The organism is uncultured Rossellomorea sp. (assembly GCF_947488365.1).
GTDB lineage: Bacteria > Bacillota > Bacilli > Bacillales > Bacillaceae_B > Rossellomorea.
Window position 1 is genome coordinate 23948 of record NZ_CANKZT010000006.1, and the last position, 13897, is coordinate 37844.

Annotated in this window: 10 protein-coding genes; 7 read left to right on the forward strand and 3 right to left on the reverse strand. The window is 42.2% G+C overall.

The genetic code is table 11. The features are described 5' to 3' along the window. Window positions 1-19 precede the first annotated feature (19 nt). Window positions 20-1255 carry a sugar ABC transporter substrate-binding protein gene (locus tag Q1B03_RS17900; RefSeq protein WP_299744612.1) on the reverse strand — a complete coding sequence of 412 codons (1236 nt, stop codon included), beginning with the start codon at window positions 1253-1255 and terminating at the stop codon, window positions 20-22. A 376-nt stretch (window positions 1256-1631) separates the two neighbouring features. On the opposite strand from Q1B03_RS17900, the gene bglX reads away from it, so the two are divergent. Next, window positions 1632-3797, forward strand: a complete 2166-nt coding sequence (gene bglX / locus Q1B03_RS17905) for a beta-glucosidase BglX (RefSeq protein ID WP_299744615.1) — start codon at window positions 1632-1634, stop codon at window positions 3795-3797. A gap of 19 nt (window positions 3798-3816) precedes the next feature. Beyond that, window positions 3817-7146, forward strand: coding sequence for a GH36-type glycosyl hydrolase domain-containing protein (locus tag Q1B03_RS17910; RefSeq protein ID WP_299744619.1), 3330 nt, complete (start codon window positions 3817-3819; stop codon window positions 7144-7146). 151 nt (window positions 7147-7297) lie between these two features. Here Q1B03_RS17910 and Q1B03_RS17915 read toward each other — a convergent pair whose 3' ends face one another. Continuing rightward, the gene (locus Q1B03_RS17915; protein ID WP_299744622.1) at window positions 7298-7729 is read right to left on the reverse strand and encodes a hypothetical protein; all 432 of its coding nucleotides are present in this window, start codon (window positions 7727-7729) and stop codon (window positions 7298-7300) included. A gap of 888 nt (window positions 7730-8617) precedes the next feature. Between Q1B03_RS17915 and Q1B03_RS17920 the strand changes: the two genes are divergently transcribed. From Q1B03_RS17920 to Q1B03_RS17935, 4 genes are read left to right on the forward strand one after another with little or no spacing between them, the layout of a single operon-like run. Continuing rightward, complete coding sequence (locus Q1B03_RS17920) at window positions 8618-9148, forward strand: sigma-70 family RNA polymerase sigma factor (RefSeq protein ID WP_324748414.1); 531 nt, start codon at window positions 8618-8620, stop codon at window positions 9146-9148. After that, window positions 9145-9591, forward strand: coding sequence for a hypothetical protein (locus Q1B03_RS17925; RefSeq protein ID WP_299744628.1), 447 nt, complete (start codon window positions 9145-9147; stop codon window positions 9589-9591). The genes Q1B03_RS17920 and Q1B03_RS17925 overlap by 4 nt, the downstream gene beginning before the upstream one ends. A gap of 1 nt (window position 9592) precedes the next feature. After that, the gene (locus Q1B03_RS17930; protein ID WP_299744632.1) at window positions 9593-10687 is read left to right on the forward strand and encodes a hypothetical protein; all 1095 of its coding nucleotides are present in this window, start codon (window positions 9593-9595) and stop codon (window positions 10685-10687) included. Then, window positions 10684-11628, forward strand: coding sequence for a hypothetical protein (locus tag Q1B03_RS17935; RefSeq protein ID WP_299744634.1), 945 nt, complete (start codon window positions 10684-10686; stop codon window positions 11626-11628). The genes Q1B03_RS17930 and Q1B03_RS17935 overlap by 4 nt, the downstream gene beginning before the upstream one ends. 106 nt (window positions 11629-11734) lie before the next feature. Here the strand turns inward: Q1B03_RS17935 and Q1B03_RS17940 are convergent, their stop codons facing one another. Continuing rightward, window positions 11735-12754, reverse strand: a complete 1020-nt coding sequence (locus Q1B03_RS17940; protein WP_299744636.1) for a DUF3231 family protein — start codon at window positions 12752-12754, stop codon at window positions 11735-11737. Between the two features lie 153 nt (window positions 12755-12907). Between Q1B03_RS17940 and Q1B03_RS17945 the strand changes: the two genes are divergently transcribed. After that, window positions 12908-13759: a CBO0543 family protein gene (locus tag Q1B03_RS17945; protein ID WP_299744639.1), complete on the forward strand. Its 852-nt coding sequence runs from the start codon at window positions 12908-12910 to the stop codon at window positions 13757-13759. The last annotated feature ends 138 nt before the right edge of the window (window positions 13760-13897 follow it).

The following is a 13897-nucleotide window of genomic DNA, read 5'->3' on the forward strand; positions in this document are numbered from 1 at the left end:
TTCGTCTAAAATGATTCGTTTACTCTTCTACCATTTCTTGTGCTTTTTTATTAAACTGTTCTAATTCTTTATCTAAGTCAGCGTCGCCAACGGTAACTCTCTCAATAGTTGAAAGGAATTCCTGTGCGATCTTTTCAAACTCTTTGATTTGTGGAGAAGCTTTAGTAGATTTCAGCTGTTCCCCGAACACGGATAATAGTGGGTCGTCTTTTAATTTTGGCTCTTCCCATGCTTCTTTTCTTGATGGAAGCGTATTGGACATTTCCAGCCATTCCATTTGTGTATCGACTTCATTCACATAGGAGATGAATTTAAGGGACTCGTCTACATTCTCTGAATTATGGAAGATAGAGAAGTTCGCTCCACCCATGCTTGATGTATTCTTTTCTTTCTTCGGCATAACGGCCACTGACCATTTATCCTTAAGATCCGGAGCCTGGTCATTAATGATATTGATCATCCATGGACCACTGAAGAACATCGGTTTCACACCGTCTTTGAACGCTTGGACAATATCCATTCCTTCAGTAGTAGGGCTGATTCCTTCTTTAAAGTAGCTTGTATAGTATTCTATCGCTTCTTTAAATTCAGGACTATCGAAATTCATCTTATCTTTACCTTCAAATTCATACCCATTTTGCCAAGCAAAGATAAACGGTGTGATTTGGTCGTTGCGGTCGATATCAAGGCCGTAAACGTCATCGCCTCTATCGTTTAACTTCTTAGCGGCATCTTTCATTTCATCCCAAGTAGCAGGAGCTTGATCGTATCCTGCTTCTTTTAAGAGGTCAGTTCGGTAGTATAAAACACGAGTATCGATATACCAAGGAATCCCGACCACTTGATCATCATAGGTCATAGAGTCCGCAGAACCCGCGAAATAATTTTCAGGTTTGAAATCCGGGTAATCTTCTAAATATGGAGTTAAATCAAGCAACGCTCCTGCGTCTGCAAACTCCGGAACCCAGGTTGTTCCCAGTTGAAGAACATCTGGTCCATTTTTTGAAGCAACAGCTGTTAGTAGTTTGTCATGAGCCGTTTCCCAAGGAATCGCTTGTACCTTTACTTTGATATCTGTGTTTTCTTTTTCAAATTCTTTAGCAAGTTTATTAAGCTTCTTACCTTCTTCACCCATTGCCCAGACAGTGATGGTTTTCTTCCCATCTTCAGACTCGCTTCCACCGCCGCATCCCGCTAATACAGTAGATAACGCCAGTACACAAATCATAAAGAAAGACCACGTTTTCTTTTTCATACCTTCATCTCCATTTCTATTAGTTTGAAACCCTATTAAAAAAATTGAATCAGAGGTGGTAAGAGTTAATTTCTTGTTATGGAAAATATCTTACCTGGTGTTATTGAAACGTTTCGATGACTATATTATAATCAAAGGTGTATCCGCTTTCAATACTTTTCTGAAAAATACTAGAATTTTAAGATTCATTCCATATTATACCTATATATATCTTATATAACTTGTTGTTATAACAAGGTTTTTAGAAGGGTAGTAGTGCTAGATTCTATAGTTGACTGACCAAACATTTACCTTTATACTTTTCTTCAATTGTTAATCGAAACGTTTCAATAATTTGAAAGAACCAAAATGAATAACCCAATTGGAGGTTCTACTTATGAAAGAAAATAAACTGACTGCATTACTTAACCAAATGACGTTGGATGAAAAAATTGCTCAGCTTACCCAGCTTGCTACTCCTTTTTTTAAAGGGGCAAGCGATCAAGGGGAAATTACCGGCCCGATGGTCGACATGGGGATCGACGAGGAAGTTGTCCGAAATAGTGGATCCGTATTGGGGGCTTCTGGTGCAAGAAACGTCATAAACATTCAACGTACACATATGGAAGAAAACAGACTGGGCATTCCTTTATTAGTCATGTCCGATATTGTACACGGTTTCAAAACGATCTTTCCGGTACCACTTGGGATCGGATGCTCATGGGACCTGGAGCTTGCGGAAAAGAGTGCGGAAATTGCTGCAAAAGAAGCAGCAGTATCAGGAGTCCATGTAACGTTTGCCCCGATGGTTGATCTCGTTCGCGATCCTCGCTGGGGAAGAGTGATGGAGTCTACAGGTGAAGACTCCTTTTTAAACAGTCAATTTGGCAGAGCATTCGTGAGAGGGTTTCAAGGGAAGGATCTGACTTACGATCATAACCGTGTGGCAGCTTGTGTCAAACACTTTGCCGCCTATGGTGCAGCTGAAGGCGGACGTGATTATAACACAGTTGATATGTCGGAGCGGGAACTCAGGGAAACCTATTTACCTGCATACAAAGCGGCTCTTGATGAAGGCTGTGAAATGGTCATGACCGCTTTTAATACGGTGTTCGGAATACCGGCTACAGGAAATAAGAAGCTTATGCGATCCATACTTCGAGAAGAAATGGGATTCAAGGGAGTTCTTATATCGGATTGGGGAGCAGTGAAAGAAATGATCCCCCATGGTGTGGCAGAGGATGAGAAGGAAGCTGCCCTTAAAGCGATCACAGCCGGCGTTGATATCGAAATGATGACTTCGACGTATGTGAAATACTTAAAAACGCTGGTGGAAGAAAAAGCAGTAGATGAATCCATCATTGACGAAGGCGTTTTACGAATTTTAGAGCTTAAACAAAAGTTAGGATTATTCGAGAATCCTTACCGCGGTGCAAATGAATTGCTTGAACAAGAAGTGGTGTTGAGCTCCGAACACCGTGTGGCAGCTCGTAAACTAGCAGCAAAGTCTTGCGTTCTATTAAAAAATGAGAGTGTTTTACCTTTAAAACGGAGCCAGAAAATTTCACTTATTGGACCTTTTGCTCAAAATAATGACATCCTTGGGCCTTGGTCATGGTTAGGATCGAAAGAAGATGCCGTGACATTAATGGATGGAATGAAGATGAAAGTGGAGTCTTCTCACCTTACGATTGCTAAAGGATCTGAAATTGAAACGGTATCTGAAGAGCAATTGCTTGAGGCTGAGAGAGTGGCGGAAGAAGCAGATATCATCGTTCTGGCACTTGGTGAGGATTCTGAAATGAGCGGGGAGGCAGGGTGTAGAGCGAATATTAAACTACCTGATGCCCAGCTGGAACTTGTTTCGCGATTGAAGAAATTAAATAAACCGATGGTGGCCATTCTATTTAATGGCAGACCACTGGATTTACATGGGGTCATCGACCAGGTAGACGCGGTCCTCGAAGCCTGGTACCCCGGAACGGAAGGCGGGGCAGCGGTTGCCGACCTATTATACGGGGATGAAAATCCATCCGGACGCCTGACCATGTCCTTCCCATATAGTGTAGGACAGGTGCCGGTTTATTATAATCACTTCAATACGGGGAGACCAAAGGGAGCACCGGATGCCCAGGTCCGTTATGTCTCTCAATACCTGGATATTCCGAATGATCCTCTTTTACCGTTTGGTTTCGGTTTAAGTTATACCTCATTTTCGTATAGCGACATGACGATTGCTGAATCTGTTATGACACCCAATCAGCCGATTACCGTTTCAGTTACCGTAACAAACAGCGGATCTAAGAGAGGCGAGGAAGTCGTTCAGCTATATGTGCGGGATGTGAGTGGGGAAGTGATCCGCCCATTAAAGGAACTGAAGGATTTCCGGAAAATTGCCCTGGAACCGGGAGAGTCGAAGCTGGTTACCTTTACCCTATCAGAATCACAGCTACGTTATCATCATTCAGATTTACAATTTGACAGTGACCCGGGGACATTTATTGCCTATGCTGGTCCAAATAGCAAAGAAGGAATGGAGCAATCCTTTACATTAGTAAAATAGACGAAACGAGGGGAACAGAATGAATTCTACGCATAAGCTTACATCCGGTGATCTTCAATTCACCTTTTTAAATAGTGGCGATCTTTTTGAAATAAACCATGCATCTACCATGATCAATCAATTATTGACGAATCCCATCGACGGCTCGTTAAACAACCTTTACTTACGAATCTATCACTCATCTGAAATCGAGATTGTTCCATTAATCGGTGTTCAATCGACTAGTGAAGTCTCGTTTTCAGAATCACAGGTGAAATGGTCAGGGAACCATAAGGCTCTTCAATATGAAGTAACGTTTACATTGTCACAAACTGGGGTTTGGTTCTGGGATGTGATGGTGGATGGACAGGACGCAGAGATCGATGTCATTTATGGACAGGATTTGGGATTGGCAGATAAAGGCGGCGTCCGCTCGAATGAAGCCTATATGTCCCAATATGTGGATCACAAAGTATTTGAAGACAGTCAAAAAGGATTTGTCGTCTGTTCCCGTCAAAACCAGCCACAATCGAATGGTTTTCCGTATATTCAGCAAGGGGCCATTGGAAAAACGGTTGGCTATTCGACGGACGGATTCCAATTTTTCGGCTTATCCTACAAGGAAACAAACCAACCTGAAATCTTGACGAAGCCTACATTGGCAAACGAAGTCTATCAATATGAATTTGCTTATACGGCCCTGCAATCAGAGAAGGTCCGATTATCAGGACAAGAACATTTTGTCTTCTACGGTCTATTTAGAGAAAACCATTCTGAAGCGATCACGACGTTAGAATATCAACAAGAAGTAGAACATGCATGGATTGAAGTGCAGCAGCTTAAGGAAAATTTCAGTGCTCCAATTGAAAAAGTGATTCTATCACCTGAAATTGGCGAACCTCTTCAAACGGAAGAGATGTCCAAAGAAGAAATTGATGGTCTATTTACTGAGCGTCATACGGAAGAATGGGATGGCGACCGTTTGCTTTCCTTTTTCACAGACACGCACGAACATGTCGTGTTAAAAGAAAAAGAATGGGTTGTTGAACGCCCTCATGGACACATCCTCATGTCTGGGGGAAATCATGAGCTGAAGGAAGGGACCATTACAACCACTTCCTTCATGTATGGAGTATTCAACTCCCAACTGGTGATTGGAAATACATCGTTCAACAAGATGTTAACGAATACCCGGAATCATTTAAACGTCATGAAAACGTCCGGTCAACGCATTTATGTTGAGATTGAAGGAGTGTATCGTTTACTAACCATGCCTTCCTTATTTGAATTAGGCTTCAACTATGCGCGCTGGTATTACAAGACACTGGATGACACAATCATCATCACAAATTATACGACGGTTGATACACCTGAAGTCCGGCTGCACGTACGATCTAAGAACGGAAAACAGAACCGTTATCTTGTTTCGAATCAGGTTACAATGAACAACAATGAATATGAAGTCCCTTATAAGCTTGAAAAAAATGGGGATATCCTCTCCATTTCTGCTGATTCTCAATCTGAAAGCAGCGAAGCGTACCCTCATCTTTGTTATAGAATAAAGGTCGATGGGGCTGACATGAGCGTGGAGAACGAGGAAAGATTGGGTCGGAATGTAGAAGTGGGAAGTGCATCACTTTGTGTACTCGACCTAACCGCGACATCAGAATGGACCATGACCATTCAAGGTCTTCTTCACGGGGAAGATAGAGAATTCGAAGAGCCTGATATGAACAGTGAAATTGAGCGCTATCGAGAGTACTATCATCTAGTTATGAGTGGATTCAAGCTTTCTCAACATGGGGAGATTCCAAGTGAACTGGCCAAAGTCAATTCCTTAGCATGGTGGTACACCCACAACATGCTTGTACATTTTTCCGTACCACATGGACTGGAGCAATACGGCGGAGCGGCTTGGGGAACCCGGGATGTGTGCCAGGGCCCGACGGAATACTTCATGGCGACTCACAACTACCAAAGTGTGAAAGATATCATCAAAACCGTCTATTCCCATCAATATGAAGACAACGGCAATTGGCCGCAATGGTTCATGTTTGACCGTTACTTCAAGATTCAGCAGGATGATAGCCACGGAGATATCATTGTTTGGCCATTAAAGGTTGTCGGTGACTATATCGCAGCGACCAATGATTACAACATTCTGGAAGAAGAAATCCCTTATACGACCCGGGACGGCTTTGGTTTTTCAGAGGAAAAAGCGACGCTATTACATCATATTCATAAAGAAATCGACTATATTAAAGAACATTTCTTATATGACACATATCTTTCGTCATACGGTGATGGAGATTGGGATGATACACTTCAACCGGCAAACCCCCAGCTGAAAAAATTCATGGCGAGCAGCTGGACAGTAGCCCTTACCTATCAGGTATTGAATCGATTATCTAATGTACTTGAGGGAGTCCGGAATGAAGAAGCTTCGGAATTCAAGGCACTTGCATCAGGAATTCAGAATGATTATAATCGCTATATTTTACAAAATGATGTGATACCAGGCTTTGTATACATGGAAGATCCGGCACATGCAGAATTAATGCTTCACCCGACGGACACGAAAACGGGCATAGAGTATCGACTTCTGCCGATGAACCGCAGTATCATTTCTGAATTATTCACTCCGGAACAAGCAGAATCCCATTACAAATTGGTGAAGGAACACCTCTATTGTCCAGACGGGGTCCGGTTGATGAACCGCCCTGCAAACTACAAAGGTGGAGTAAGCACACATTTCAAACGAGCAGAACAAGCAGCTAATTTCGGCCGGGAAATCGGTCTGCAATATGTTCACGCCCATATTCGCTTTGTAGAAGCGATGGCGAAGCTCGGAAATACGGAGGAAGTGTGGAAAGGACTTGAAATCATCAATCCGGTCGGGTTGACAGAAGTCGTTCCAAACGCTGAAAGAAGACAAAGTAACGCATACTTCAGCAGCTCCGACGGTAAATTCAATACAAGATACGAGGCGCAGGAACGGTTCAACGAGCTGCGCGCAGGGACCGTACCGGTAAAAGGCGGCTGGAGAATCTATTCAAGCGGACCTGGAATCTACATGAACCAATTAATATCCAACTGCCTGGGCATCCGTCAAGAAGCGGAAGATTTGATCATTGATCCCGTTTTACCAGAGAAATTTGACGGATTGACCTTTGATTTCAAATTTATGAATCGTCCAGTTACATTCACTTATCACACGGGAGAAAAGAGCGGCCACATTGTGGTTAATGGTGAAAAAGTGGATACTGAAGAGGTATCTAACCGATATCGTTCGGGTGGTATGAGGATTAAACGAGAGGTACTTGAGGGTCTATTGAGTGAGGAAAGTAATCGAATTGAAGTGTTTATGTAAGATGAAATAATAGAGGAGCAAGCGCATATGGCGTTTGCTCCTTTTTTTCTGTATACAGGTTTGTAGCGGAGTCCTCCCTCTTTTTTGATAGGAAAGGGAAACTTTATCATGAGGAAACAACATATTTGTATTATCTGGTGAAAACAAGATCCTAATCGCTTCCCAGGGTCTCTTCTTTATTCCGGGAAAGCTTTTGATAGAAAAACTTAATTAGTAGAATGATGGCTGCGAATCCAATGTACATGAGGAAAAAAACAATATATCCCCATAAACCAATAATGGCATCAATGAATTCCATCTGCCCGCGGTTGGTGATTGCTTGCTGAATTTCAATTGCAAAGACCAATACAAACATGAAGGTCAATGTATAGAAGAAAGCAAGTGCGGTAATCCCGAATTTAAGCTTCGATAGAATCTTAGACACAATGTATACAAAAAAGAACACGGAGATCCCGATGATCCCCAAAATCCAAAAATGCAGATCTTTATCAGTAAGAGTGAAACCGAGATCACTCGTTATTCCTATTAACATGTCGTGGAGGTTGTTAATGATCTCCACAATAAACGTAATGCCTTCTTTCATAGTATCCACTCACTTCTTTATGGAATTCAGTACTTTACGAGTATAACAGGAATGTAGATTTCGTGTTAGATGGTAAATAAGGGTGGTTTTCTGGAGGGATGAGGCTGGGGGATGGTCGAAATTGATAATAATTGAGATTCTTCTCAATTTTAATCGCGATTCAACGAATAACCGACAAAATTCGTATTGTTTCGATTAGGGAGAGGGAGCGAAATACTGGACCTGTCATTATATCAGCGAAATCGCCTAGTTTATCAGCGGAATTATCAATATATCAGCGAAATCTAAAATTTATCAGCGGAATTATCAATATATTAGCGAAATCCGAATTTTATCAGCGAAATTTCAAATATATCAGCGAACGTACATTCAAGAGAAGGTATCGATCCACTCCCCGGTACTTGTAATCTCCTGTTGAATCGATGAGAGATACATTTAACGGCGAAATTCTCAATATAACGGCGAAATCCTGATTTTAACGGCGATATTTTCAATATAACGGCGAAATCTTAATTTTAACGGCAAAATTATCAATATATCAGCGAAATCTAAAATTTATCAGCGGAATTTTCAATATATCAGCGAACGTACATTCAAGAAGGGGTATCGACCCACTCCCCGGTACTTGTAATCTCCTGTTGAATCGATGAGCGATACATTTAACGGCGAAATTCTCAATATAACGGCGAAATCCTGATTTTAACGGCGATATTTTCAATATAACGGCGAAATCACAAATCGTGAAATTATGAGCGATGATCAGCTGTGAATCCAATGAAATGTAACATGCACCACCAACAACAAAAAAATATTTTTAAAAAACTGTAGGGATTCACCATTTTCTTTCGTCTATTAGTATGAGACCACAAGAAAGGGGGAGAGAGGTTGGTGGATCCGCTAATTGAAAAGGCGAAGAATGGCAGTGAGCATGCGTTTCGGATGTTGATCGAAATGCATAAGCAGTATGTTTTTAAATGCATCTTCGGGGTTCTGCGAAATCAGAAAGATGCTGAAGATGCATCACAGGAAGTCTGGATGAAGATTTACACCTCTCTCCCTCAGTACGGGCATCAAGGGTTTAAGACATGGATGACGAGAATTGCGGTGAACCATGCCATTGATTGTAAGCGAAGGCAGGCAAGACAGGAGGAAGAGCTGGTCGACGAGCTCCCTGTAAAAGAGTCAGAGGACGCTATAGAAAGACGATTACTAAGAAAAGAACAAAAGCAGCTCGTGTTGAGGCATTTAGAAGAAGTTCCCGAATCGTACAGAGAAGTGATTGAAGGGTTCTACATAAAAGAAAAGTCCTATCAGGAGCTTGCAAATGAACAGCATGTGCAGGTGAAAACGATTGAAACAAAGCTGTACCGGGCAAGGCTATGGATGAGGAAGCATTGGAAGGAGGAGGATTTCATATGAGCCATATTGCGTTGGAAGAATGGAAGAATTACGCCAGAGAAGAAATGGATGATAATAAGCGAACCGAATACGAGGAGCATCTATACAATTGCGATCAATGCATGAGTCTTTATATGGAAGCAATCGAGGCGGTTCAGGATGAGCTTCCTTCCATTGAAGGTCCGTCCCTCTATACAGAACAGGTGATGGAGCGAATTCCGGTTGAAAGGGATCCCGTGATGAGGCCGGTCAAAAAACAGTGGTATGAGGAAAAGGTGTTTCATTATGTGCTGGCTACGGCGATGACGCTGATTTTGATGGCATCTGGTATTTTTGGTGAACTAACGAAAATCACGACTGATTTTGAAAAAAATCAACAACCTTCGTTTACAGAAAATATTTTAAATAAAACAACGGCTTTACTGGATAGTGTTGAAGAAATTGAAGAACAGGAGGCAGAGTAAGATGGATAAAAAGAAGAATCCGATCATTGCGTTTTTGTTGGCTTTTATACCCGGTGTGGGATTAATGTATTTAGGGAAGGTTTTTAGAGGGGTCCTGTTTATACTCGTATTGATTGCGTCATTTCCTGTTGCATTCGTGGGAGCGGAAGTGTTGAACTGGGATGGTTTTGCTTTTATCACCATTGGATTTGCGTTCCTATTATATCTCATCAGTATCGTTAATACGGCACTTGTCGCATCCAGAATGTTGAAAGCGAATGAAGCATCACGAGAACCGGTGGTAGAAAGTGATTCAGGGGAGCTGAGTACCGAACGCTTCTATACCATCATCCTTTCCATGATCCCAGGTCTCGGTCATTTCCAACTGGGACTGATGAACCGGGGTGTCACATTTTTGGCAACGTTCCTCGGAGTGGCTGCGATGATCCTGTTTGTAACAGCGATGACGGGGAGAGGGGAGTTTATGGTATTCCTGATCGTTCTACCTGTCGTATGGGTATACAACTTCTTCGATACCATGCAATTATTGAATAAAAAACAGGCTGGTGAAGTGCTGACGGATCGGTCTGTGTTGGAAGACCTGGAAGCCCAGCATGAAGGCGGGAGGAAGAGTAAGGCATTCGCCACATTTTTATCGATGTTTCCTGGAGCGGGACATCTGTACCTTGGATATCAACGACGGGGCATTCAGCTAATGGCGGTGTTCTTGTTCTCCATCTATATATTGGACGTCCTTCGGTTGGGGATTTTTCTATTCTTAGTTCCGATCATCTGGTTCTACAGCTTCTTTGATGGATTGCAACGGGCTTCTAAGCACGGAAAGGAACCTCTAGAAGATACGCCGATCGTGTCTTACTTAATCAATCAGCAGAAGTGGGTGGGAATCGGATTGATGCTGCTTGGGGTCTACTACTTGGCAACGAACATCCTTATGCCCCTATCACTACCGTTTTTAGAGACGTATGGAATTGATCTTTATCATGTGATGTATAACTATATCCAGCCGGGGATTGTTTGCCTTCTTCTTATAGGGGGAGGAATTAAATTGGTGGCGGGAAGTAAAAAAGCCCATTCGAAAGAGGAGGTATCAGAATGAGAACTTGGAGAGTCGGATCTATATCAATGGGGGCATCCCTTTTGTTCCTGGGAATTTTCCTGCTGTTTTCACAGTTGTTAAAATGGGATTCAGCCTATGTATTGGCAGGTTGGTGGCCGGTGCTGTTGATCGTATTGGGGGCAGAAATCTTAGTATACTTGTATCTATCCAGGCAGGAAAAACCGATATTACAATATGATTTTTTAAGTATTATCTTTGTGGCTGTCATTGGGACGCTGGGAATCGGATTTACCGTTCTGCAGGCAACAGGATTGATGGAACAGATGCAAGCGTTCTTTGATTCTGAAGTGAAAACAGCGGACCTTCCATCTTATAACCATCAGGTTGGTGATGATGTGAAGCGGATTGTCGTTGATTCCAGTTACTATCCGATAACGATTGAAACCGTTACAGATAAAGAAGTGAGTGTGTTTGGTACGTATCGAGGAACCTTCTCGGGAGATCGGCCATTCTTTTCGAAGCCTGAAGATTATTTACTGACAACACAAAAAGGAGACACATTATTTATCACCCTAAAGGGTCTTCCTGAGTCCAATGGATGGAGACAATCTGGTCAGGAAATGCAGGCTACACTCGTCGTTCCGGCATCAAAGTCCTTGGAAATCTCCAGTAACTATAACGACGTCACATTAAAGCCGCGAACCCTTTCAAGCTCATGGGAAGTATCAAGCTCAGGAATGGTCAACCTGGTTCTTCCTTCATCCGAAGATTTGACCATCAATGCCGAAAATGTAGGGGACATACAGGGGGAGGACGCCGAGTGGCAATTTCTAGAACAAGCAAATGTACCTGAATCAGAAGAAGAAGGAATAGAAGACGAAGGGAACCCTAACAAATCCGCCACCCTCAAACTGGGAACCGGACAACACCCCATCACCATCTCCCATTCCGATCAAGTAAATGTATCGATCAAGAACTGAGGGACGGACCTCCAAATCTTCCATCATTCCACTTGAAAATCAATTGGAATAGAGCTGATTTGGAGGTTTTTCTTTAGTGATCTAACGTGATGAGGGACGGACCTCATCACTTATCCTCCGCCAACTTTTTTCGATCAGCAGACTGAGGTGGTTCTTCCAGCCAACCGTTATCGATCATGATGTCCGCGCCACTTTTACCTAATTCAGCGACCTCGAGTATGAGTCTGAAATAATTCGATACCAGGTCAGCTCTCATACTTGCCGCTGCAGCTGTACCATAGTTCCCCATCCCGGCATTGCTTATCAGGGTGGTGTGGAACATCATCAATTTATCTGAAAAAGCAGCGGTGGTTGAAGCTTTTACATTGGTATCCCAAGACATGGGAGCCTGCATATCGTTATTGATCAGTGCATCACTGAAGATATTGAGGTGTTTTTGAGCAATTTCCTGTGTCCTGGTCATGAATTTTCTTACTTCTTTTGATTGCGCCATTTGAGCGAAGCTTGTAGCAATCATGCTCCCGAGTAAATTGGTTTCCGTGTTAAGGAAGAGATGGGAGATTTCAATGGCATTCAGCGGCCGTCTATTGACAAATGGATTCAGGCTGGAGCTCATATATGATTTTTCCTTGATAAACTCAACCTTTTCAGGATAATCAATATACGGAGGTCTGACTAATATTCCTTTTTCTTTTCCAGTTTCCGTCGTTTTTTTGTAGAGGTCACCAGAAAACTGAAGGGCTTGTTGAAAGAACTCAAGAATGTCTTCTCTCACGGTCAGGGCAAGGGCTCCACTATAGGTAATCATTCCAACCTTGGCCATTTGCCGTAGATACATCAAGAAAAAGGTGTCGCCATAAATGGACGGGGCATCAGGGAATACGTCCTTTTCCTTTGAAAATCCAACAGGGATAGGGATTTGTTCTTCTTTGAAAATGCTTGAGATGAATTCAATGTGCAGTTCAGATTTTTCTTGTGCTAAGCGAAGAATGGATGCTGTATCGGGATCCTGATTTTTTGCAATAAAATATTCAAATACACAAAGGGCCAAAGTGTCGCTTTGATAGGTGGACCAAAGAGTGGCCATTTCAGCTGAGGTTAAATTTGTTTTGGGATGAAGTGACATGTATACGCCTCCTACTGTTCAGTGAATGTATACATTAGTATGGATTTGTCTTTAAAGAATTATTTATGGTGGTGGTATTGGTGGTTTTTAGAATACATTCCCATGAGATATGTCAATAATGAAGACATTATAAGAATGTCTGGGATGATGTTTATGCTATTGATGTGGATAACAATCTTTGCCCTGAATGGTTTAGTTTATATGGTAAGAAAAAGGCTTTCGATCATCGCGATGTACGTCACCTCTTTGTTTTCGGTTTATTTAGCTTTATTTGCAGATTCCATTTTGGGTGGAATGTTCAAGTTATATTCCTATTTCGAAGCAGGGGTGGACTGGATTGATTTTGTAGGTGCAATTGGCATTTACCCAGCGATTAATATCCTGTTTCTAGCTTTATTTCCTGCAAAGAAGAATGTGATCGTCAAGGGGATGTACATACTGGGCTGGTCACTATTTGCGTTAAGTTATGAGTTTTTTGCCGCCCACTATTCTTCCTTCTTTCAATACAGTGGCTGGAGATTGATATACTCGGTTCCGATTTATCCTATTTTGTTTCTGATCTTGTTATTTAATTTTCGATTCGTTGATAAATTGCGCGATGTAAAGACAACGTACTTTCATTTGTCCCCACTGGAGTGGTACGGAAGCTTATTCTTCATTCTATATATGAATTTGTTTATAGATGCCGTATTGAAGGGGAAATATGAGCTATATTATTATGTTGTGAAAGATGTACATCCGGTTGATTTCTTTTATCGGTGGATAGTGGTATGTGTTCCACTTTTGATTTTTCTGAGCAGGCAATCGAAACATCCCACTCTATGGAGATACCTTGTTTGGATTGCAGTCCTAAGTGTGATTCAACAATGCACGGCAGCACTCAACCTCTTTCACACCAACAATTGGAACCTGTCTCTCTCCATCATCCAATTTGCGATTATCCTCCTCCTATCTTGGCTGAACCTGCGTATCCTCCGGTATATGAAGCGAGGGACGGACCTCTAAGCCAGGTGTTAGCTTGGATTATACTTGTTGGAGGTCCGTCCCTCAAACCATATCTTCCCATCCTCAGTTGTTTGTGGTAAGATGGTAATAATTTATGAGAAATGGGGGTTTTCCTTTTGATTTTAATCAGACTACGCA

Coding starts and splice junctions, on each gene's coding strand:
- Q1B03_RS17900 (WP_299744612.1), bottom strand. CDS start 1,255: ATGAAAAAGAAAACGTGGTCTTTCTTTATGATTTGTGTACTGGCGTTA.
- bglX (WP_299744615.1), top strand. CDS start 1,632: ATGAAAGAAAATAAACTGACTGCATTACTTAACCAAATGACGTTGGAT.
- Q1B03_RS17910 (WP_299744619.1), top strand. CDS start 3,817: ATGAATTCTACGCATAAGCTTACATCCGGTGATCTTCAATTCACCTTT.
- Q1B03_RS17915 (WP_299744622.1), bottom strand. CDS start 7,729: ATGAAAGAAGGCATTACGTTTATTGTGGAGATCATTAACAACCTCCAC.
- Q1B03_RS17925 (WP_299744628.1), top strand. CDS start 9,145: ATGAGCCATATTGCGTTGGAAGAATGGAAGAATTACGCCAGAGAAGAA.
- Q1B03_RS17930 (WP_299744632.1), top strand. CDS start 9,593: ATGGATAAAAAGAAGAATCCGATCATTGCGTTTTTGTTGGCTTTTATA.
- Q1B03_RS17935 (WP_299744634.1), top strand. CDS start 10,684: ATGAGAACTTGGAGAGTCGGATCTATATCAATGGGGGCATCCCTTTTG.
- Q1B03_RS17940 (WP_299744636.1), bottom strand. CDS start 12,754: ATGTCACTTCATCCCAAAACAAATTTAACCTCAGCTGAAATGGCCACT.
- Q1B03_RS17945 (WP_299744639.1), top strand. CDS start 12,908: ATGCTATTGATGTGGATAACAATCTTTGCCCTGAATGGTTTAGTTTAT.